A 23,265-nucleotide genomic window follows, 5' to 3' on the forward strand; every position below is an offset into this window, starting at 1 on the left:
CAAAATTGCAAAAGGTAATCAATAATCACAAGCGGCAAGCCGCCGGTCTTATGCTTCATAAGAAAAGAACCCTGACAAAAGCCCGTCTGAAATACTATGGTACCTGCTATGCGTTTTCCCTGCCGTACTTTCTGATCTTTTGTATCTTTACCGTAAGCCCGGTGCTCATATCCATTGTACTGAGCTTCACGAACTTCAATATGCTGGAGATGCCCAAGTTTGTCGGGGTGGACAACTATATACGGTTATTCCTGGAGGACGAGATCTTTCTCATCGCCCTGAAGAATACCTTCATTCTGGCAGCGGTGACGGGTCCTGTCAGCTACATTATGGCTTTGCTCATTGCCTGGGTCATTAATGAACTGGGACCGAAGCTTCGCGCCGTGGTTACCGTTGTATTCTATGCGCCCAGTCTATCGGGAAATGTGCTCCTGATATGGACGGTTCTGTTCAACAGTGATGCTTATGGGTATGTGAACGGCTGGCTGATGGAGCTGGGACTCATCGATGAGCCGATCCGCTGGTTTACAGATAAGAAGTACATATTGCCATTGGTGATCGTGGTGGTATTGTGGTCCTCCATGGGAACGAATTTCTTGTCCTTTATTGCAGGTCTGCAGGGAATTGACCGAAGTTATTATGAAGCGGGAGCGGTAGACGGCATCAAAAACCGGTTCCAGGAGCTCTGGTATATCACGCTGCCAAGTATGAGGCCCCAGCTGCTGTTCGGCGCTGTTATGAGTATATCGAGCTCTTTTGGAATCGGCGGTGTCATCACGGGTCTGGTGGGCTTTCCAAGTACAGATTATGCGGCTCATACCATCATCAACCACCTGGAGGACTTTGGAGGTATCCGGTATGAGATGGGATATGCTTCGGCAATCGCCGCTGTGCTGTTCGCAATGATGCTGCTGTCCAATTACCTGGTGAAAAAGGTTATTACCAAAATCGGCGAATAGAAGGGGTGGAACCAATGGCACAGACGAAAAAAGGCAAGAAGCAGCTGAACCGTTCCCGCCTGGGCAATACGGGAGTCTATATCATCCTGACGATCCTGGGGCTGTTCATGCTGTTACCAATGATATATACCGTATCATCCTCATTGAAACCTTTGGATGAGCTATGGGTATTTCCTCCGCGCTTCCTGGTGCGGAATCCTACGGGGGAGAATTTTAAGGAATTATTCCGGGTATTGAGCGGATCCGTGGTACCCTTTTCCAGATATTTATTTAACACCGCACTGATCTCGGTGGTGGGAACGGCAGGCCATGTGATTCTGGCTTCCATGTGTGCCTACGCACTGGCAAAGCACAGGTTTCCGGGGTCCAACCTGATGTTTCAGGTGATTGTGATCACGCTGTTATTCAATGCTACCGTAACCAGAATTCCAAACTTCATGATCATGACCTGGCTGCATCTCCTGGACAATTATGCGTCGCTGATTCTGCCGGCTTTCGGCTCCACGCTGGGGCTGTACCTGATGAAGCAGTTCATGGAGCAGATGCTCAATGACTCTCTTCTGGAAGCAGCGCGGATGGACGGTGCCGGGGAATGGCGGATCTTCAGCAGGATCGCCATGCCCATGGTAAAGCCTGCCTGGCTGACGCTGATCATATTCAGCTTCCGGGATCTGTGGAATATCGGAGGAACCACCTATATCCATACCGAGGAATTAAAGACGTTAAATTATGCCATGTCACAGATCCTTGCCGGAGGCATTGCCAGGGCGGGCGTTGGGGGCGCGGCGGCAGTAGTGATGATGATTGTACCGGTATCCGTATTTATCCTGACCCAGAGCAATGTTGTGGAAACAATGGGAGCATCTGGAATGAAAGAGTAGGTGTGATAATGAGAACTTGCATAAATAAGTGGAAAGCAATGACGGTTCTTCTGCTGTTTGCGGCTGTCCTTATACGGCAGTCCGTTCCGGCGGAGGCTGCCCAGATGGCTGCCTACACCACCTATACCTACGATAAGGAAGGGAATGCGGTGGACAGTCCGGCGGCATATGAGTTTCAGGGGGAGTATGCAGGCACCGACTTACGGGCGGGCGCGCTGAACCATCCCTCGGATATCTTCGTGGATGGTAAGCAGAACATCTATATCACTGACACAGGAAATAACAGGATTGTTATCCTGAATCAGAATTTTAAGCTGATTACGGACATGGGGAAATTTATCAATCCTTCTCCCCTTTATGAGCAAACGGATGGCATGGACAGCTTTGCAGCTCCGTCGGCGGTATTTGTGACGAAGGAAGGGCATCTGTATGTGGCGGATACGGATCATAACCGCATCGTGGAATTCGACGAGGCGTACCGTTTTGTCCGGGAGATCAGTAAGCCGGAGACCGACATCCTGAGCGAGGATTATGTGTTCAAGCCGGTGGCGATTGTGGTTGACAGCTCCGGCAGAATATATTGTATGTCGAAAAACGATAACCAGGGTATCCTGGAGCTGGCAGCGGATGGTTCCTTTATCGGGTATTATGGTGCGCAGAAGGTAAAACAGACCATTTTTGACTGGTTTAAGACCTTCTTCATGACGAAAGAGCAGAAGAGCCGGATCGCCAAGGTGATTCCCAGAACCTACAGCAGCATGGCGATTGATGAGAAGGATTTTATCTGGCTGACCTCCAATTCATTGGCCCAATACCAGAGAATTAGTTATATGAAATCAAAAGCCACAGAGGATGCGCCCATTAAGCGGCTCAATCCCGGCGGCGAGGACGTGCTGGTGAGGAATGGGACCTTCGCTCCCGGCGGTGACCTGCTGGAGGTGTCCAGCCTCATCGATGTGGTGGTTAAGGACAACGGAATGTATTCCTTGCTGGATAATTCCTACAACCGGATCTTTACCTATGACTCCAAGGGGAATCTGCTGTATGCCTTTGGTGGCGTAGGAACCCAGGATGGTGTCATGACACTCTGCTCATCCATGGCATATCTGGGGGACGACCTGCTGGTAGTGGACACCGAGGATGCCCTCATTGTGCATTACGCCATCACCGAATATGGCAGGACATTGGAGCAGGCCATTATGGCCGATGATGACAAGGATTTTGAAGGTTCGGTGAAGTACTGGGGCGAAGTGCTGAAGGCCAATTCCAATATGGAGCTTGCCTACCGGGCCATGGGCAGCAATTATCTGCGCAATGGCTATTATGAGGAGGCGCTGGATTGTTATGAGAATGCTTATGATCCGGAAGGATATTCCAAAGCGTTCCAGTATCTGCGTACGGACTATGTGAAGGAACATTTCCTGCTGGTGGTTGCCGTCTTCCTGGCAGTACTGGGATTGTGGATTGTATTTAAGAAATGGGTCAATAGGGAGAATCGCAAGCTGTACTCCTATGACAGTAAGCATACCCTGAAGGATGAGCTGCTGTATGCCTTCCGGGTGATCTACCATCCCTTTGATGGCTTCTGGGAGATCAAGAAGCAGAAGAGGGGGAGTATGCGTGCGGCTACGGTGATTCTGGCGCTGGTACTTCTGTCCTTCTTCTATAAGGCAGTGGGAACGGGTTATATATTCCGAACCGTGAAGGTCGAATATGTGAGCCTTCCGGAGGTTGCCTCGGGTGTGCTCATTCCGCTGGCGCTCTGGTGTATTGCCAGCTGGGCGCTGACTACCTTGTTTGAAGGGAAAGGGAGCCTGTCGGATATCTATGTGATGACCTGTTATTCCATGTTCCCTGTGATTTTCACCAATATTCTGGTGACAGTGCTCAGCAACGGTATGGTGAAAGCCGAGGGAGATTTTCTGACCTTTCTCTCCTCTGTCGGCTATGTGTGGATGGTGGGGCTGATCTTCCTGGGAACCATGGTGATTCACGAGTATTTCTTTAATAAGAATCTGCTGACAATTCTCTCCTCTATCGTGGGAATGGGCGTAATGATGTTCCTGGCCCTGCTGTTTACCACAATTGGACAGAAGATGATAGACTTCTTCGTAGCGGTATATGAAGAAGTGGCATTCCGGCTGTAGCGAAGGGGGCAAATGGTTATGGATAATAAGAAAATGCGAAGCAATAAGATAAAAAAGGCCTCCATCCTGTCCCTGTTCTTATGTGCGGCAATGCTCTGCGGCTGTGGGAGCATTCCCGGAAAGGGAACCGGTTCGGCAAATACCGCAGAAGCGGAAGAGAAAACGGAGCACAGGGATTATATTGAGAAAACCGGAGTGAAGAATTTGAGCGAGGAAGAGCTTGCCAAAAAGGGAAGGTACGAGGATGCCCGGAGCAGGCTTGCAGATATGACAGTCTGTGCGGAGGATGATAAGCTGATTCTTTACCTGGATTCAAACCATGCAGAATTTGCTGTTGTGGAAAAAGCGACGGGGCAAAGCTGGTTCTCTACCCCCTATGACTTTGAGAATGATCTGAAATCAGGAAGCGATACGAAGAAGATTCTTCAGGCATTGGTAAACCTGACCTATTATGACAAGTCAGCCAGGGAAGGCAGTATGAACAGCTATACCGACTGTACCGCAAAGGATCAATATCAGGTGGAACGCCTGAAGAACGGTTTCGCATTCCATATGCAGATCGGGCGGGTAGAGGAAGGCATCCTGCTTCCTTATGTGGTGGAAATCACCAAGTTTGAGGAGAAGATTCTTCCCTCTGTAAGTGAGAAAGAGGCCAGAAGACTGAAGTCCTATTACACGAAGGTGTCTCTTGCTGATGTTAAGCTGTCCGAATCAGTGAAGGAAGGCTATCTGAAGAATTATCCGGGTCTGTCGGATACGGATTTTTATATCCTGCGCGATGTGGTGGACCGGGAGAAGCGTATGATTGAGGAAATTATCCGCAAGACAGAGTACACCGAGGAGGATCTGAATGAGGACCTGGCAGCCTCCGGTTATGTGAACGAGGATTCCACGGCGGCACTGTTTGAACTGTCTCTGTATGTGGAGCTGGAGAATGGGAGCCTGAAGGTTACCGTACCGGCTGATACCATTTCCTACGATACTTCGGAATTCTATCTGGCGAGCTTCTCGCTGCTGAATTATTTCGGAGCGGGTAAAAGTGAGGAGGACGGCTACCTGTTCGTACCGGACGGCTCAGGGGCGTTGATTTACTATAATAAATATGGACGAAAGAAGATTCTATCTACCATCAACACGGTATACGGCATGGATTATTCTCTTTCCCTAAGCTATCAGGCTAACAGCCTGTCCGCCCAGATCTATCTGCCGGTCTTCGGCAATAAGGCAGGGGAGAAGGCAATGATGGCTATTCTTGAGGATGGGGAAACTCTGGCGAAGATCATCAGCGAGAGCGGCAATATGATCTCCTCCTATGAGACAGTGTATCCGGAATTTCATTACGAGACTTCTTATACCGTGAATTATACGGATAGCACCAAGATTAAGGGTCTGTACACCTATCATGATACCAATGTCTACCAAGGGGATTATGTGGTGAGATATCAATTTCTCACCGGGGAGGAAGCTGATTATACAGGTATGGCAAAGAGTTACCGGGAATATCTGGAGGATCATGGGGTGCTTACAAAGCTTCCTGAAACAGAGAGCGGTACAAAGTTGTATCTGGAGGCTCTGGGTGCCCTGGAAAAGACCTCTGCCCGGCTTGGTATCCCCTACCTGGAGTCGGTAGCGTTAACCTCATTTACCCAGGCTCAGGATATTCTGGCAGAATTATCAGAGGCCGGGGTAGAGGGGATGAAGCTCCGCTACAAAGGCTGGATGAACGGCGGTCTCTATTATACGGCTTCCAACCGGGCGAAGGTGTTAACCTCCCTGGGTGGTAAGAAAGAGCTTGCCGGGCTGGAGAGCTATGCCTTGTCCAAAGGAATTGGTTTATATCCGGAGGCGGATTTCTTCCAGGTGAGGAATACGAAGGCTTTTGACGGCTATTCCTCCTCCAGGCATTCGGCAAACAGCATCCAGAGGGAGAAGCTTTTTCTGCTGGCTCCCCAGGAGTTTACGAATTTGGCTTATTTCCAGTACGCATCCTATTCGGTCTCCCCGTATTATTATTCTGCCTTTATGAAGAAGTTCTTCAAGGAATATGATGCGCTGAACCTGTCCGGAATCTCTGTGGGCAATATGGGGACCATGCTGTATTCGGAGTATAGCAAGAAGAAGGCGGTCAATAGGGAGGAAGTCAGGGATCTGCTGGAGGAAAGCTTGAAGACCTACGAGAAAGGCAGGAGTCTGATGGTGGACGGCGGCAATGCCTATACCCTGCCCTATGCCGATGATCTGGTGAATGTTCCGTTGTATAACAGCGCCTATACCTTGGAGGACGAAAGTATCCCCTTTCTGCAGCTAGTATTGCATGGCTATAAACACTACGCGGGATCAGCGATGAACCTGTCCGGTGATTACCGGAAGCAGTTCTTAAGGAACATTGAATATGGCTCTAATCCATTCTTTACCATTGCGGCGGAGCACAGCGATCTGCTGAAGGAGACTGCGTTCTGTTATTATTACTCGGTGGATTGGAAGACATGGAAGGGGCAGATTACGGAATGTGCCATGGAATGGCAGGAAGCTTATAATGGGCTGGAGAACCAGGCTATGATCGCTCATGAGAAGGTGGCTGACCGGGTATACCGGACAGAGTATGAGGATGGCACGGTATTCTATGTTAACTACAACGACAGCGATGTCACACTTCCTGACGGAAGTCTGCTGGCTGCCCGGGATTACCGCAAGGTCAGCATTCACTAGGAGGTGCAGGAGAAGATGAAGAGTAAGAAGAAATTGTCATACCAACAGAAGAAAAAAATCTCGTATCTCGTATTCATGATACCCTTCCTGGCCGGATTTTTCCTGTTGTTTGTGGGAATCTATGCGAATTCCCTGCGTTTTAGCTTCTGTAATCTGGAGATGCTGGGTGCCGATGGCTACAAGCTGCATTTTGTGGGTTGGGTTAATTATAAGTTCGCATTGCTGACAGATCCGTATTATGTGTCCAATCTGCGGAATTCCATGACCGCCATGGTGAGCGCTATTCTGATGGCGACACTGTACAGCTTGCTGATGGCGGTGGCACTCAATGGAAGGATGAAGGGGAGAACCGTATTTCGTGCAATCTTCTTTATTCCGGTCATTCTGGCCACTGGATTTGTGAATAAGGCGGATGCCTTTGCTGCTATTTTCTCTCAGCAGTGGAATTCCATGGGAGCACAAGAGACGGTATCCTCCGTGGCCAATGGCCTGATTAGCTCCAGGGAAATTCGGAGTATATTGTCAAACTTGAGTTTCAGTCCCCAGTTGTCCGCTTATGTCATATCGGCAGTAGATGGGATTTTTAATATCGTGAATATCGCCGGTGTCCAGATGATGATCTTTCTGGCGGGGCTGCAGTCCATATCCCCAGCCATCTATGAGGCGGCGGAGATTGACGGTGCAAGCAAGTGGGAATCCTTCTGGATGATTACCTTCCCCATGATCAGCCCCATTATTCTGGTAAATATTATTTACACCGTGGTGGATAGTCTGACGAAGCCGGAGAATGTGATTATGAAGCAGATTCAGGAGCAGAGCTTTAAGGCAAACAGTATGGGTATCGCTTCGGCTATGGCGTGGATGTACTTCCTGCTGACGGCGGTATTCATCGGGTTGATCGTGCTGGTAGTAAACCGATATGTTTACTATCAGCAGAGAGAGTAAGGGGAGGGAGAGATCGATGCACAGAAAGTTGTATAAACCGGATAAGCTGGCAATGAAAGGAATAATGTCCCGTTTTTTATCCGGCCTGTTTCGTTATGTACTATTAATTATTATTGCGTTTATCATCCTCTTCCCTTTTATCAGCAAGATATCAGCATCCTTTATGAGTGTTGAGGATATGTATGACAGGACCGTGAGCTTTGTCCCAAGGAAGCCTACCCTGGCGAATTATCAATTTGTTATGAGTGCCATGCATTACTTTTCTACCGCGCTGCGCACGCTGGGACTGTCCCTGCTCTGTGCCATACCCCAGACGTTGATCTGCGCCTGCACCGGATATGCGCTGGCAAAGATGAAGGGGAAGCTGGGAAAACTGGGAATGCTTCCGGTGTTCATCACGATTCTGGTTCCGCCCCAGATTATTCTTGTACCGATGTATCTGAAGTTCCGATTCTTCGATTTCTTTGGGATTTTGGAGCTGCTGACGGGGCAGAGTGTCAATCTGATCAGCGCCAATGGCGGGATATGGCCGTTTATCGTCCTGTCTATTACGGGAATGGCCTTTAAGAATGGCATCTATATTTTCCTGCTGAGGCAGTTCTACAAAGGAGTGCCGGAGGAGCTGGAGGAGGCGGCGTATATGGATGGATGCAGTATCTTCCGTACGTTCTTCAAGATCATTCTGCCTATCTCGATTCCGATGATGGTGACGGTGTTTGTGCTATCCTTTGCATGGCAGTGGGCGGATACCTTCTACAGCAGTTTGTTCCTTAAATCGGATCAGGTGCTCTCCACAGCGATCTTCACCATGAGTTCCATAGAGACTCAGGGAACCGGAGATTTCTATCGGACGGCGATTATCCAGACCGGTGTCCTGACGGCAATCCTGCCGCTGGTGATCTTGTATATTTTTGCTCAGAAGAAGATTATCGCCGGGATTGAGAGAAGTGGTATTACCGGGTAGGTACAGGGAATGCAAAGGAAGCAGATAATATATATTATCATATTTAAGGAGGAGATTATATGAAGTTAAGAAGCAAAAAATGGATGGTTCTGCTGCTGGTATGTTCCATGGTGCTGGGAATGACCGGCTGTGGGAAGGATCCGAAGCCGGCAGGCGGTACAAAGGAGGATTCCCAGAGCACGGGCTCCGGGGGATCTGAGACCGGAGATACGGAAACGGGGGATACGGGGGATGACCCTTCGGCAGAAGAGCAATGGGACCGCCTGTTTGACAAGTACATCCAGGATGAAGAGCCGGTGGATTTAAACGGTTATGCCTTCAAGGTAGTGGATTTCCATACCAGCAGATGGGAGCCGGAGGAGATTAAGAGCCCCCAGGATCAGTTGGTATGCGATATTATTGAGGATGTGGAGAAGACATATAATTGTACCATTGAATTTGAATCCGTATCGCCGGATGTCATCTTTGAGACCGCACAGCCGGAGATTATGGCGGGAGGCAAGTATGCCGACCTGATCGGAACCACCATGTGGGCTTTCGGCAAGATGCTGGGCGGCGGCCTTGTACGTGACTTAAGCGATGTAGAAACCCTGGATCTGTCGGCTCCCTACTGGAATAAAAATGTAAGTGATACTGCTACCTTCGGTAATTCCACCTATGCTTTTGGCGGTCCCTTCGGTTCTCATTTCGGAAACCACTGGATTATCTTTTATAACTCCCGGATTTGGAATGAGCTGGGGCTTCCGGATCCCTATGAGATGGTAGAAAAGAATGAGTGGACATGGGCCAAGCTGGTGGAGTATTCCAAGCTGGCGCTGCGTGACAATGACGGAGACGGTGTTGTGAATTCCGAGAGCGACCGGTGGGGCATGACCGCCCCCAGCGGAGACCTGATCCAGTCCGTGTTCTTCGGCATGGGCGCCAGGTACTATAAGGAAGACGGCAACGGACATGTACGTCTTGATTGTATCGATCCCGTGTCCGCAGACAAGATTGATTTTATGTACAATTTATATCAGACCGACAATATTCTCTACAAGAATGAGAATGTAGGATATCTGGAAATGTTTGCGGCGGGTAAATCCCTGTTCTTAGCTTACGGTAATGATGCTCACGCAGAGCTGAAGGATATGGAGGATGATTTCGGAGTCCTTCCCTTGCCCAAATGGAATGCAGAACAGGCAGAATATCAGAATGCGGTGGACCATAACGCGCCGATCTTCGCCATGACCACTACCAATAAGAATACCTACGAGGCGGGCATTATTATCACTGCCCTCGGAAAGCGTTACCAGGCTCTGGAAGAGTTGAAGATTCAGGATATGGAGGATACCTTCTGGAGATTTGACGAGGATAAAGAGATGGTAACCAAGTATATCGTCGGACATGGTGCCTACGATGTCATCAATATCATCAAGAACGCCAACAGTAACTTTGAGGTTCCTGCAAGTGTGCTGTTTAACGGCTGCTATAATAATGCGTATTCCGATATTGTATCAACCATTGCTTCGATGGAGGATGCGCTGGATGTTCTGTTGGATGAGTTCTTTGATAACCTGAGTAAATAAGGAGGATGAGTACATGAAAGGTAAGACGAGGAAGACAATGAAAAAACTCATGGGAAAGGCCATGGCAGGAGTAATGGCTTTTGCACTGACCATGGGCATGACAGGTATTGTTCCGGTGAGGGCGGCCGATACCAGACTGACGGTGCCGAAATTTGATGCGGCTCCGGTGATCGATGGCAAGGTAAGCGAAGCAGAATGGGGGACTAAGGCATTTACCGTCAAAGATGGGGAAGAGAACATTGCAACATTGGATGAGGGGGGAGTATTTCCCGCAGATTTTTCCGCGGACATCTATCTGGGCTATGACAGCACCCATATTTATATTGCAGCGGTAGCCAACTATGAGATTCACAAGAATGAAGCCCTTCTTCCCCAGGATCTATGGCAGGGTGATTGCATGCAGATTCAGATTTCCCCTCTCCTGGACACTGACAGAAATGAGTTGGGCTTCACCCTGAATAACCTGACGAACAAGCAGCAGGCGGTGGCGTGGGCAAGCACCGGCAACTTTACCATGGAAGGCGGCGAGGGTGCGGATTATCTCGTATCCCGTGACGGCACTACTACGACTTATGAAATCGCCCTTGGCGTAGATCAGTTCACAACGAAGCTCACGGAGCTTGCGGATGGGATGACCCTTCCCTTCTCCCTGTCCTTCCATATGAGCGGCGGCGGCTTCTTAGAGTATGCCGCAGGTATCGTTCAGGCGAAGGATATCACGAAGGCCGCCCTGATCGGACTTGGCGCGGCACCTGATGAGAGTGCGGCTCCTCCGGTTATGATAGATCCCAATGCGGTGAATGTAAATAACAATCTGCTGGATACCAGAACGGAGATCGGCAACCGCAGCGTGCCTGGCACCATTGAGGCGGAGGATTATGACGAGTTATACGGTACGGAGATCCATGCAGGCGACTGCCCGGATGGCGGCCAGAACTTAGGATGGACCGCTGACGGAGATTATATGGTCTATAAGAATGTGAACTTTACCGCAGTTCCGGACGGTGTGAACTTCCGTGTATCAGGAACCGGCACACCTACCGTACAGATTCGGCTGGATGCAGTGGACGGAAGCAAGATCGCTGAGAAGCAGATAGAAGCCAGCGGGAACTGGGATACTTACATAACCGTGCCTGCAGAGCTGATAAATACGGACGGTATTCAGGGAACCCATGATGTATATCTGCTGATTAACGGCGGTATGAACATCAACTGGTTTGAATTTACCGGCACCGCAGCGGCAGAGGAACCCACTGCTGAGCCTACCCTTGAACCTACTCTTGAGCCCACGGCAAACCCTACGGCGGTTCCCACAGAGGCACCCTCTGAGCCTGTTACTGCACCCGCGCAGGAGTCCGGAAGCAATACGATGGTCATTGTTGTGATTGTGGTTGTTGCGGTAGCGGCAATTGGTGCCGTGGCATTCGTGGTAGTAAAGAACAAGAAAAACGGCGGGAAGAGATAAAAGTAAGAGAGCCCTGAAGAAATATAGAAATGAGGAAATAAAGAAATAAAGTAATGATATATCATTAGTGTTGGGGGTAAGGAACTAAGGTTCCTTACCCCCCAACTGATGGTATAACTTCCGGCGAATGCGCAAAATCCAGGTCATCCCAATCGGAAGGTACGTCAATTACCATTGGTCACATAATATGTAAGATCATTGATATAAATGGGAGCATAGTATCTGCTTTATTCCAGCGGTTCCACCGATAATGCCTCCAATGACAGGTCGCCATGGCCGCCCAGCAGCCGGATTGTATTCTCCTGACCGGGAAGCAGTCTCACGGTGAAGCTGGCATATCCGGCAAAGTAGTAGGAGAACCCGGTCTGCAGAAAGTTGATTAATGAATAATCAACATCGTTGATAATCAGGCGCAGCTTGGAAAGGCGGTCGGAGCAGGCATAATAGAAGCCAAGAGTCACCCGCTGCCCGTCATAACCATCCACCTTCCGGAATTCCGCGAAGGATTGTTCCTCCCGGAAATGATGAATAGCTGTGTTCTGATAAGCATTGCCCTCGGCATATTTCTCCGCGGCCCCTCCCACAATCGCGTCAGCGGCACCGTAGATCTTCATGCGGCTGTCGGTCACCGGGGCAGGGCCTGCCGGGGGACGTCCGTTCTTCGATTGCACCACGGTGCGGATTGTGCCGTCCTCGTTGAATTCCAGCGGGTCACAGCAGATGGAACGGAGGTTACCCTGGTGAGACAGGTCGCAGTTATGGTACAGCGCATACCATGCCCCCTTGAATTCTACTACAGAGCCATGGCTGGTATCGCAGCCGGTGGGTTCCAGGTAAAAGCCCTTGTAATCCCAGGGCCCCAGCGGATTGGCGCTCATGGCATAGCAGAGGTGATTGGCGCCGGGACAGTTATCGGAATAGGTCATATAATAAATGCCGTTTCTTTTGAATACCCAGGAGGCTTCATGGAAATCTACCAGACCCTCCATGGGACGCATCTCCTCCTTCATGGACACCATGTCTGGGTTCATCTCACCCCCTCTGGGCATGGCACCGCCGCCATAATACATATAGACCCGGCCGTCCTCATCGGTAAAGACACAGGGATCGATCATGCTGTCGCCGCCCAGGCCTTCGATATATCCCCGATCCGCAAAGCCGCTGTCGGGACGGTCGCTGACAGCCACACCAATTTTCCAGGTATCATTCCACCTGGACCCGCTGGGATGGGGGAAATAATAGTAGTAGTGTCCATCCCGGTAAGCGCAGTCCGGCGCCCACATGAAGCCGCCTTCAGGCCGGCCCCAGCTTACATCATCCGAAGAGAGAATCTCTCCTTCGTCCCTCCAGTTCACCATGTCTTCACTGGAAAACACATGATAGTGATCCATCAGGTCACAGCCCCGCGCCGGATCCATATCCCTGGAGGCATAGATATACATCCTTCCGTCCGCCTCCCATACATGTGCCGAGGGATCCGCAGTAAAAATCGTCGTAATAAATGGATTCTGTGAAAAGGTTCTCGTCTTACGTGCAATAAAATCGGTATTCATAGAATTCTTCCTTTCTCTTGCGTAAAATTAGATATATCATATATAATTCCACTATAATATATAAGATGCTTTAAAGCAAGAAATATTTCATTACAAGGAAAAAGAATATCAAATTTTTGCAAAATAGATATATCATATTGACAGTTTACAAATATTAAACTATGATATAATGAAAGCGGAATGAGGAAACGCAAGCTTGCTTGCGATTTCCGATTGGAGCAACAAGATCATGAACACGTCCTTTGTTCATGATATAATGAAAATGGAGAGGGAAAATGCAAGTTTATTTGCATTCTCCGATTGGAGCAACAGGATCATGAATACGGTTTATCGTCATGATATAATATATCAAAATGAAATAGCAATGTGGATAATTGACAAAGAATTGGGCAAATGGTAGTATCATATCAATATGATATCTCTATTTAAATAGATAATTTATAGAAGAAAGAGGTGTTGGTTGCTATATGGGTAGTTCTGATCTGTTATACAAGAAAATTACTGATTATATCAAAGCCAGAATCGACAGTGGAGAATTGAAAGTGGGTGATCGTCTGCCCACGGAAAAGGAGCTGGCGGAACAGTTTAAGGTCAGCAGAATAACGTCCAAGCGGGCTTTGGAGGACTTGAAGAATGAAGGACTGATCAGCCGGATCAGAGGAAGCGGAAGTTATGTGGCGGATCAGGAAAAGCAGGCGAAGACGGAAATGGTTTCGGAAGAAAACCTATACAGCAGGGTGGTGTCCCTGGTGATTCCTTTTGATGATTCCAATGGAGGAATTATGAATACGGTATCCGGAATTACCAGCGTATTGAAGAATAAAGGTTATATTGTAGATATTCACTGCACCTCAGAGAAGACATTAAATGATAAGCAGCAGCTTCTGGAGCTGTATCAGCGTAAGGTGGGCGGAATTATTTATTATCCCAAATCGGACAGGGACAATCTGGAGCTGATGAATATGTTCTATCTGGAGAATTATCCGATTGTAGTGATTGATAAATATTTTGAAAGTGTGCCGCTGCGATCCGTGGTATCGGATAATCAGCAGGGGATGTACGAGGCAGCCCGGTATCTGCTGGAACTGGGGCATCACAGGATCGGTTTTCTGTCAGATAACCGGATTGAAGAGGCTACTTCCGTCAGGAACCGTTACTTCGGATATGCGAAGGCACTGAAGGAATATAAGATAACGGTAGATGAGAGATATGTTAAGAATGGCGACTTATATAATCTGGATATCAATGATGGAGAAGAGATTGTCCGGGAGCTGGTGGAGCAGGGGGTGACCGCCATGTGTGCTATTAATGATTATGTGGCGCTGTTTTTGATCAGTTGTCTGAACCGGCTGGGCATCTCCGTCCCGGAACAGGTCTCCGTGGTGGGGTTCGATGATATTTCACTAAAGATGATGCCGGATATTTCGCTGACCACGGTACGTCAGGATCTGTATGAGATCGGAAGATGTGCCGGTGAGATGATGCTGGAAGCTCTGGAGGGCAGGAAGAGCGGTCTTGAACGGATTGTCATTCCCACGGAGCTGATGATACGAGGGTCTTGTATGGAGCCAAAATGAATTCCGTGCAGAAGGTTGCAATAAATGATATAAAGTAGGCAAAAAACGATTATTTATCAATCTGATAGTAGAATTTCAGATAAAAATATGGTATTCTATGGGGAGAGGGTAAGGACATAGCGGAACGATCACAGGGAGTATCCGCCCCGGCAGCCCAAGGAGGACGAGGTGGTGCAAGCCATGCTGATACTGGCCAAAAGCAAGACAGCGCAGGAGCAAATTGCTGCCCAGTCCGGTGAGGGTGAAGTTACCCGTCAGTTTTTTAAAAGCAGCTGAAACCAACAAAAGTAAAAAAGGAAAGCAAAGGAGAGAGCATCATGGAATTAAAAGGAAGCAAGACAGAGAAGAATTTAATGGAAGCATTTGCGGGAGAATCACAGGCGAGGAATAAGTATACATATTTTGCTTCTGTGGCTAAAAAGGAAGGCTACGAGCAGATTGCCGCAATCTTCGAAGCTACGGCTAATAATGAGAAGGAGCATGCAAAGCTTTGGTTTAAGGCTCTCGGAGAGCTGGGTGACACCGCTGCCAATCTCCTTCATGCCGCAGAAGGCGAGAACTATGAGTGGACCGATATGTATGAGCGTTTTGCAAAGGATGCGGAGGAAGAAGGCTTCAAGGCTCTTGCAGCTCAGTTCAGAATGGTTGCAAAGATCGAGAAATCACACGAGGAAAGATATCGCGCACTCCTGCATAATGTAGAAGTGAAGGCAGTGTTTGAGAAGAGCGAGGAGTCCATCTGGGAGTGCCGTAACTGCGGTCACCTGGTAATGGGCAAGAAGGCTCCTGAGCTGTGCCCCGTATGCAAGCATCCTCAGAGCTATTTCGAAGTAAGAAAAGAAAATTATTAATCATATCACCTATAATAGGAACCGGCAAAACCTGTACAGCATTTTATGTTTTACAGGTTTTGTTCATGTGGTATAGATCAGAGTAATCCAGGAGGTAGGAAATGTTGGCGAAGAATATCATGATAACAGTAATTGACGGACAGGGAGGCGGAATCGGCAAGAGCATTGTAAGCAAGCTGAGAAAGCTGATTGCGAAGGATAACGGGGTCACTATCTGTGCTCTGGGCACTAATTCCGCGGCAACCAATCATATGATCAAGGCGGGTGCGGATATCGGTGCAACGGGTGAGAATGCAATTATCCGTACATCCGCGCAATCCGATATCATTCTCGGGCCGATTGCAATTATTGCCGCCAACTCCATGCTGGGAGAGCTTACTCCCGCCATGGCGGAGGCGGTCAGCTCCAGCCCTGCCCATAAGATTTTAATCCCGCTGAACCGGTGTAATATTACCATTGCCTTTGATATGAACAGCACGACGGAGACTTATATTGATTATTGCATCAGGCTGGTGATGGATTACCTGAGGCCTCTGCAAGAGGATAAGGGGGCGGAGACCGTGGTACAAAATGGTTTGGAGAAGGAAATATAAAAAGAATAAGCAGGGAACAGACTTTTTGTGTCCTATTCAAGGGATTGGACGTATATAATTAAATAAAATCATTATGCTTGGAAGGCCATGAAATATAATGCGGGGGCAATAAAATACAAAATAAGAACCATGAGATACAAAAAGGCTTTCATTGATACGATTGTGATTCTGCTGATGCTGGCCGTATTTATTGTATGGCATCAAAACCGGTTGAGCGCGGTTCCTGCATCGAAGCTGGAGAATCTGCACATTTATCTGATCAGCATGGATAAGGAGAGCCAGTTCTGGTATAGCGTAGACCAGGGAGCCAGGGATATGGCGAGGATGCTTGGGGTGAACTATCAATGGGAGGGACCGGAGACCAGAGATGTACAGGCACAGATAGATATCTTTAAGGAGGCGGCGGAATCCGGTGCCAATGCGATTTTGCTGGCGGCAAGTGATCCGGTGAGAATATCCGGTGCCGTAGAGGATGCCAAGGCGAAAGGAGTAAAAATCATCTATGTAGACGCTCCGTCGGTGGAAGAAGGAACAGTAACGCTGGCCACAGAGAATTATAGTGCGGGCAAAGCGGCGGGAAGTCTGATGATTGCGGAGCTGGAGGGCCTGGGGATCTCTGAGGGGAGGATTGGCATAATAGGAGTAACACCGGAGAACGTAACGACTATTAACCGGGAGAATGGCTTTCGGGAGGTGTTGAAACAGGATGGCAGATTCACCCCCCTGGATACAGAGTATACGGGAGGAGAACCGGAGCTTTCTCGGAGGGCTGCCTTGTCAATGCTGGAGAAGAATGGGGATCTGATGGGCATATTTGCGGCAAACGAGGGAGCCACCATAGGACTCGGCAATGCATTGGAGGCAGGAGGAAGGCAGTTGGTCGGCATCGGCTTTGATATGACGGAGGAGATACAGAAGATGCTGAACCAGGGAACTCTCAACGGGGTTTTGGTTCAGAATCCATATACCATGGGATATCTGGGCATGGCGGAGGCCGTGGCGGCAATCAAGGGCTATCCGACGGGACCCTCCTTTATCAATACGGGAGTGACAGTGATTACAAAGTACCGGCCAGCGGGGCCGTTAGAAAATTAATTTATCTTATGCTTTAGGAAAGCGGGCCGGAATTCAGAAAAAGAATACCGGCCCGGCCTTTATTTTCCAGGAAAATTCAGATAAAGAACATAGCGCCCTGATCGGTATTCTGCTTCTCTGTCTCCGTAACAAGGTCATAGAGGGAGATACCCTGCAGGGTGGATTCTATGGAATGATCCAAAGGCTGATAGACGGTTGCGCTTATTGCCTGTTCTATCTCAGGCAGGCTTGCTGAAACGGTTTCTTCCGCCTGTTCAAATAATGTTGTTTCCACGGAATGGAGAATATCATATACGGTGATCTCCCTGGGACTTCGGGTTAATTGATAGCCTCCCTGGGCTCCTTTGATGGAGTGGACAATCTTGCCGTGCTTTAATAAAGAAAATACCTGTTCCAGATAAATCTTGGAGATACCCAGTTTTTCCGAGATCCGGATCAGGGTAATGTATTCATTGCTGTCATGATGCTGGGCCATATAGACAGTGGATGCCAGCGCATAACGGCCCTTTGCAGAAATTCTCAAAGGAACACCTCCTTTTCATACTTGTTTAATATGCATTTATATATAATAAAGGAAGGAAGGATACTTGTCAAGGTCAGAATGCAATTCAAATGGCAGGTAGATGCGGATATACCTATCATCTGCCATCTGAATTACTGTAATAATTTTAATGATAAATTTTAAAACTATGTATTGACAGATAATCAAAACAGTAGTATCATTATATAAAACATAGTAATCATATATGAATTATATATTAAAGGAGGAGACATTATGTCAAAGGTTTATAAAGGTCTGAGTGAGTTAGTAGGAAAGACACCGCTTCTGGAATTATCGAATTACGAGAGAAAATATGAGTTAGGTGCGGCAGTGGTTGCCAAGCTGGAGTATTTTAATCCGGCCGGAAGCGTAAAGGATAGAATTGCAAAGGCTATGATTGATGATGCGGAAGCAAAGGGGCTGCTGAAGAAAGGTTCCGTTATTATTGAGCCTACCAGCGGAAATACCGGAATTGGCCTGGCGTCCATCGCCGCTTCCCGCGGATACCGTTTAATCCTGACCATGCCGGAGACCATGAGTGTAGAGAGAAGAAATCTTCTGAAGGCCTACGGTGCCGAGCTGGTTCTGACCGAAGGCGCCAAGGGGATGAAGGGGGCCATTGCCAAGGCTGACGAACTGGCAAAAGAGATTCCTAATTCCTTCATTCCCGGACAATTTGACAATCCCGCCAATCCTGCTGTTCATAAGGCTACAACAGGACCGGAGATCTGGGAGGATACGGATGGCAAGGTGGATATCCTGGTAGCAGGTATCGGAACCGGCGGAACCATTACCGGAGCGGGAGAATTTTTAAAGGAGCAGAATCCGGAGATTAAGGTTGTGGCGGTGGAGCCCTTCGATTCCCCGGTGCTTTCCGAGGGAAAACCGGGCCCTCATAAGATCCAGGGTATCGGTGCCGGATTCGTTCCCCAGGTGCTCAATACCAAGATTTATGATGAAATCATTAAGGTTAAGAATGAAGATGCCTTTAATACAGGAAGAGATTTATCCAAGACAGAAGGACTTCTTGTGGGCATTTCCTCCGGTGCCGCGGTATGGGCGGCCACAGAGCTGGCTAAGCGCCCGGAGAACCAGGGTAAGACCATCGTGGTAATTCTTCCCGATACCGGCGAGAGATATCTCTCCACGCCGTTGTTTGCCGAATAGACCTTTTCCAGTGCCAAATCATACCTTATATCTTTAAAATATAGATTGCCGGATTTGTATGCTGTAACCATATTCATTGGTTCCCTTTGCAGCATACAAATCCGGCAATCTTCGTTCTGCCGGTAGAGCCCGGCTTATATAATATACAAGATAATAAAATTAAGACCTTCTGCGTCTCTGCCGCCGATAGTCCAGCTCATGCAGCCAGACTTTTCCCCGGAGGGAGAGCTCACGAAACATTCCGCTTACAGTATAGCTGCCGGTGTTATCCAGCATGGGGACAAAGAGAAATACAGAGCCGACACGGAGGATAACGGAGACGGCGATCATAAACTGGTACCGGTCCGGGATAAGGGTACTTAGGGCCGGATTGGAATGAAGGCTCTCTAATATAGCTCCCCCGGTCAGAATTCCGAGAAAGGAACCGAACAGGGAGGTGACGCAGGAGAAGACTGCCACATAGGAGGGACGCTGTTCATCAGGGGAGGAAGAAAGCTGGAGGCTGGTGGCAGCCAGGTTGGCACCGCTCCAGAAGGCAGCTCCGATGAAATTGTGAAGCAGGGGAGGCCAGATGCTCCCGTAGGTTGAGAAAAGAAAAAACAAGGGCGTCAGGCCTGCCACGATACAACTGCACCATAATACGGGCTTGCTGCCAAAACGATCCAGCAGCCGTCCCCAGTGGGAGACGACCAGTACTGTCACAGCGGCGGCGGTCACTTGGCTGCACAGGGTGTATTGGGTATAGCTTAAGCCCATCTCTGTCAGAGAGTACCTTGCCAGGTAAGCCCCGGACATATTCGCCGTGAAGCTCCAGGCAGTCCAGAACAGCATGAATTTATAAAAAGGCTTATTGCGGAACACCTGCCTGACGACGGGAAGCAGCTTAAGCTGCAAGGGAGGAGTCCTGTAGATTTCCTCCATGAAGAAAAAACAGCACATATCCAGCATGCCAAGGACACTTGCAATTGTAAAGACAAGAGCATAGCCATGGTAACCGGACATGCGGTCCAGGATACTTGCGACGATGAGTCCCATGGTAACGCTGGCGATGGAAGTGATGCCGTCCCGTTTGGACAGCCAGCGCCCGCGGATTGTCACCGGAACCAGATCCGCCATCCAGGGCATCCAGCACACATTGATGAAGGAACCGTAGGCGGAGGAGATACCGATCAGCAGAATGACTGTCCATAAACGGAAATTGGAATGGCTGGCCGGAATGAAGAAGGGTATCAGGGCAACAGGAAGCCACAGGGCACGGGAAAAGAGCCCATAGGTCATCATATATTTCTTACGTTTCTGGGTACGGCTGACCAGGGAGGCAAAGGGAATCTGAAGCAGGGCAGCCGCCAGGGGAATGGCGGTCAGCAGCCCATAGATAAAATCACCTGCTCCCAGATACCCGGCGTATCCGGTCAGGGAGGAGCTTCCTCCGGCGGTAACAACGCCGAACAGGGAACCAAAAGCATTCCCCAGCGTCATAAGATAGATGCTCCTTCGAATCTTAGGCAGGAGCGCGGCTTCATCAAATATCTTCGTAAAGGGTATTTTCATGTCTATGTAAGCAAATCCTTTCCTGGATTTATAAAGACGGTCGTTACCAGGCCTATTATATCCGAAACCTTTTATAAAGTAAATGTGGAATATGATAATCCGGATGTCATACATTGCTTAAAAAGATGGACGAAATCCCGTCAAAGGGGTATTATGGTATGTATAATGTTAAAAAGAGTTGGATGATACCGGCAGATGGATCAAGGACGAACAGGGAGTGATGGAGTATGCTGCGGTTTATCTATGTGATTGCAGGAAGTTTGTATAAAATACCGTATTATATTTTCCAAATGAGGAAGTATTATCGTAATCAGGGGCAGTATTCGGAGGAAACATGCTATCAGCTGGCTCTGAAGGTGATGCAGCTGATTAAGAAAAAGGGGCGTATTGAGACCCGGGTTACAGGAACGGAGAATCTTCCGGAGGAAGGCGGTTATATCATGTATGCCAATCATCAGGGAAAATACGATGCTCTGGGCATTATGCTGTCCCATAAGAAGCCCTGTACCTTTATCATTTCCAAAAAACGTTCCCAGCCGGCCGTGACAACACAGCTTGTAGACCTGATCCGTGCGAAGCGCCTGGATTTTGACGATATGAGGCAGCAGGTATCCGTAATGAAGGAAGTGACGGAGGAAGTGGCGGCGGGCCGGCGTTATCTGATCTTTCCGGAAGGGGGCTACGGGGAGAATCATAACCGTCTTCAGGAATTCAAAACAGGAAGCTTTAAATGTGCAGAACGGGCAAAATGTCCGATTATCCCGGTAGCGCTTTATGATTCTTATAAGCCCTTTGGTGTGAATTCCCTGAAAAGGGTCAGGACGCAGGTCCATTTTCTGAAAGCAATTCCCTACGAGGAATACCGGGGGCTTAAAACGGCCGGAATCAGAGATATGGTAGTCGAACGGATACAGGAGCATATCCTCCGGATAGAACGAAGCTGCCGTGAGGCGGAGAATATATCGCAGCCATGGCCCGGTGAGGAGTCCTGCGAAGAAGAGATGATCAAGGAACATTATTCCTGAACTGTTAATATATATTTAAATAATCTGCCGAAAAGATAACATAATTTTAGGGTAAGATTTTTTTAGAAACGGATTTTTCGAATGGAGGTGGCGCATATGGCAGCAAATACAAAGAGTAGGGCAAAGCTTCCGGCTGGCAAAGGAAAGCGCCGGAAAAGCAAGAGAAGCAGGCGGCTTCTCCGGTTCCTCTTAATGGAAGGCGGGATTCTCGGTTTAATTCTGTTGGCATATCTGTTGACAGCGATGTATTACAAGGATCATTTCTTCAAGAATACGGTAATCAATGGGGTGGATACCTCCAATATGACGATAGAGCAGGCGGAAGCAGCAATTAACAGGCAGGCAGAGGCCTACCGGCTGGAGCTGATCCAGAGGAACGGGATTAAGGATACGGTATACGGAAAAAATATTGATCTACATACGGAGTTTGGCCAAAGACTGACCAGGCTGATGAAAGAGCAGAACGGCCTGCTGTGGCCCAAAGCGGTGCTGGGACAGCGGGAGTTTGAGATCGAAAGGATGCTTACCTATAATGAAGCCGCATTGCAGGCTTATCTAGATATTATGAACGGTCTCAAGGAGGAGAATACCGCAGAGCCGGTTAATGCAAGGATTGTCTATGGGGAAGAGGGCTATGAGATTCTTCCGGAGGAGCCGGGGGCCAAAATAATAAAAACCAAGCTGCACGAGGCAGTGAGGAATGCGATTCTTACCATGGAGCCAACTCTGTCTCTGGAAGAGGCCGGCTGTTACGAGGAGGCCTCCGTCACCTCAGACAATGCCGTGCTGAAAGAGGCTCTTGCAGAGCTGCAGAAGCTGGCCGGAACAAGGATTACTTATGAATTCGGCGAGGATGTGGAGATTTTGGACAAGTCGAAAATTCATGAGTGGATCAGCTGGGATGAGGATTATAAGATAACCCTGGAGGAAGAGAAGGTAAGGGAGTATGTGGATTACATCGGCAAACATTATAATTCCTTTGGGAGAAAGCGTACCTTCCAGACAAGCTATGGGGAAGTGATCAAGGTGGAAGGCGGGGACTACGGCTGGTGGCTGGATCGGGTATCCGAGACGAAGGAGCTGGTTCAGTTAATATTGCAGGGAGAGCAGACCGTGAAGAAGCCGGTTTATTTTCAAACTGCACAGCAGTATGGCAGGGATGATATTGGGGATACCTATGTGGAGGTTAATCTGACGGCCCAGCATCTGTTCTTTTACAAGGACGGGGAGCTGGTTGTGGAATCCGATTTTGTATCGGGTAATCTTTCTAAGGACTACGGCACTCCCACGGGAACCTATCCCATCCAATACAAGGAAAACAATGCGATTCTTGTGGGCGAGGACTACGAGACACCGGTGAAATACTGGATGCCCTTCAACCGTAACATCGGCTTTCACGATGCCGACTGGAGGAGGGAGTTCGGCAAGGATATCTATAAGACAAAGGGTTCCCATGGCTGTATCAACATGCCTCCGGAGAATGCAAAGAAGATGTTCGAGAACATTAAGCGCGGCGTGGCGGTGGTAGTATACGAGCTTCCCGGGACGGAGAGCACTTCGCTTAACTGACTGACATTGCCCTCTGAACTGTAACCTTGCCGCATTGGCAGCAAAAAGAAAAAATATTAATTTCCCCTCTGGTCAAAACACTAAATATAGTATAGAATATCTGTA

General features: G+C 48.7%; 19 protein-coding genes. 16 read left to right on the forward strand and 3 right to left on the reverse strand.

Features of this window, described 5'->3' with window-relative positions:
• Positions 1–5 precede the first annotated feature (5 nt).
• Genes HNQ56_RS07305 through HNQ56_RS07340 form a run of 8 tightly spaced genes read left to right on the forward strand, consistent with a single transcriptional unit; the run spans position 6 to position 11,638 of the window.
• Positions 6–959, forward strand: coding sequence for a carbohydrate ABC transporter permease (locus tag HNQ56_RS07305; protein ID WP_429144187.1), 954 nt, complete (start codon positions 6–8; stop codon positions 957–959).
• A 14-nt stretch (positions 960–973) separates the two neighbouring features.
• Positions 974–1,840, forward strand: coding sequence for a carbohydrate ABC transporter permease (locus HNQ56_RS07310; protein ID WP_429144189.1), 867 nt, complete (start codon positions 974–976; stop codon positions 1,838–1,840).
• 8 nt (positions 1,841–1,848) lie between these two features.
• Positions 1,849–3,987 (forward strand): YIP1 family protein, encoded by a 2,139-nt coding sequence (locus HNQ56_RS07315; protein ID WP_429144191.1) that lies wholly within the window; start codon positions 1,849–1,851, stop codon positions 3,985–3,987.
• 18 nt (positions 3,988–4,005) lie between these two features.
• On the forward strand, positions 4,006–6,696 hold the full coding sequence (locus tag HNQ56_RS07320; protein ID WP_429144193.1) for a DUF5696 domain-containing protein: 2,691 nt from the start codon (positions 4,006–4,008) through the stop codon (positions 6,694–6,696).
• Between the two features lie 15 nt (positions 6,697–6,711).
• A complete protein-coding gene (locus HNQ56_RS07325; RefSeq protein ID WP_429144195.1) occupies positions 6,712–7,641 on the forward strand; it encodes a carbohydrate ABC transporter permease in 930 nt (309 codons plus the stop codon).
• A 16-nt stretch (positions 7,642–7,657) separates the two neighbouring features.
• Positions 7,658–8,605, forward strand: a complete 948-nt coding sequence (locus HNQ56_RS07330) for a carbohydrate ABC transporter permease (protein WP_429144196.1) — start codon at positions 7,658–7,660, stop codon at positions 8,603–8,605.
• A 59-nt stretch (positions 8,606–8,664) separates the two neighbouring features.
• Positions 8,665–10,173 carry an ABC transporter substrate-binding protein gene (locus HNQ56_RS07335; RefSeq protein ID WP_429144198.1) on the forward strand — a complete coding sequence of 503 codons (1,509 nt, stop codon included), beginning with the start codon at positions 8,665–8,667 and terminating at the stop codon, positions 10,171–10,173.
• 13 nt (positions 10,174–10,186) lie between these two features.
• Positions 10,187–11,638, forward strand: coding sequence for a carbohydrate-binding protein (locus tag HNQ56_RS07340; protein WP_429144200.1), 1,452 nt, complete (start codon positions 10,187–10,189; stop codon positions 11,636–11,638).
• A gap of 227 nt (positions 11,639–11,865) precedes the next feature.
• Here HNQ56_RS07340 and HNQ56_RS07345 read toward each other — a convergent pair whose 3' ends face one another.
• Complete coding sequence (locus HNQ56_RS07345; RefSeq protein WP_429144202.1) at positions 11,866–13,191, reverse strand: family 43 glycosylhydrolase; 1,326 nt, start codon at positions 13,189–13,191, stop codon at positions 11,866–11,868.
• Between the two features lie 256 nt (positions 13,192–13,447).
• On the opposite strand from HNQ56_RS07345, the gene HNQ56_RS07350 reads away from it, so the two are divergent.
• From HNQ56_RS07350 to HNQ56_RS07370, 5 genes are all read left to right on the forward strand, one after another.
• The gene (locus tag HNQ56_RS07350) at positions 13,448–13,591 is read left to right on the forward strand and encodes a hypothetical protein (RefSeq protein WP_429144204.1); all 144 of its coding nucleotides are present in this window, start codon (positions 13,448–13,450) and stop codon (positions 13,589–13,591) included.
• A 67-nt stretch (positions 13,592–13,658) separates the two neighbouring features.
• Positions 13,659–14,768 (forward strand): GntR family transcriptional regulator, encoded by a 1,110-nt coding sequence (locus HNQ56_RS07355; protein WP_429144205.1) that lies wholly within the window; start codon positions 13,659–13,661, stop codon positions 14,766–14,768.
• 317 nt (positions 14,769–15,085) lie between these two features.
• Positions 15,086–15,619, forward strand: a complete 534-nt coding sequence (gene rbr / locus HNQ56_RS07360; RefSeq protein WP_429144206.1) for a rubrerythrin — start codon at positions 15,086–15,088, stop codon at positions 15,617–15,619.
• Between the two features lie 116 nt (positions 15,620–15,735).
• Positions 15,736–16,212, forward strand: a complete 477-nt coding sequence (locus HNQ56_RS07365) for a DUF3842 family protein (RefSeq protein ID WP_429144469.1) — start codon at positions 15,736–15,738, stop codon at positions 16,210–16,212.
• Positions 16,213–16,341: 129 nt separating this feature from the next.
• Positions 16,342–17,307, forward strand: coding sequence for a substrate-binding domain-containing protein (locus tag HNQ56_RS07370; protein WP_429144208.1), 966 nt, complete (start codon positions 16,342–16,344; stop codon positions 17,305–17,307).
• Between the two features lie 76 nt (positions 17,308–17,383).
• Here HNQ56_RS07370 and HNQ56_RS07375 read toward each other — a convergent pair whose 3' ends face one another.
• Entirely contained in the window at positions 17,384–17,830 is a 447-nt protein-coding gene (locus HNQ56_RS07375; protein ID WP_429144210.1) for an RrF2 family transcriptional regulator, read from the reverse strand.
• A 252-nt stretch (positions 17,831–18,082) separates the two neighbouring features.
• Here HNQ56_RS07375 and cysK point away from each other — a divergent pair, with 252 nt between their 5' ends.
• Entirely contained in the window at positions 18,083–19,015 is a 933-nt protein-coding gene (cysK, locus tag HNQ56_RS07380) for a cysteine synthase A (protein WP_429144212.1), read from the forward strand.
• A gap of 159 nt (positions 19,016–19,174) precedes the next feature.
• On the opposite strand, the gene HNQ56_RS07385 is transcribed toward cysK, so the two are convergent.
• The gene (locus HNQ56_RS07385; RefSeq protein ID WP_429144214.1) at positions 19,175–20,566 is read right to left on the reverse strand and encodes an MFS transporter; all 1,392 of its coding nucleotides are present in this window, start codon (positions 20,564–20,566) and stop codon (positions 19,175–19,177) included.
• A gap of 227 nt (positions 20,567–20,793) precedes the next feature.
• Here HNQ56_RS07385 and HNQ56_RS07390 point away from each other — a divergent pair, with 227 nt between their 5' ends.
• Both HNQ56_RS07390 and HNQ56_RS07395 read left to right on the forward strand, forming a co-directional pair.
• Complete coding sequence (locus HNQ56_RS07390) at positions 20,794–21,591, forward strand: lysophospholipid acyltransferase family protein (protein WP_429144216.1); 798 nt, start codon at positions 20,794–20,796, stop codon at positions 21,589–21,591.
• Between the two features lie 96 nt (positions 21,592–21,687).
• Complete coding sequence (locus HNQ56_RS07395) at positions 21,688–23,160, forward strand: L,D-transpeptidase family protein (RefSeq protein WP_429144218.1); 1,473 nt, start codon at positions 21,688–21,690, stop codon at positions 23,158–23,160.
• The last annotated feature ends 105 nt before the right edge of the window (positions 23,161–23,265 follow it).

Source organism: Anaerotaenia torta (genome assembly GCF_050433395.1).
GTDB classification, from domain to species: domain Bacteria; phylum Bacillota; class Clostridia; order Lachnospirales; family Lachnospiraceae; genus Mobilitalea; species Mobilitalea torta.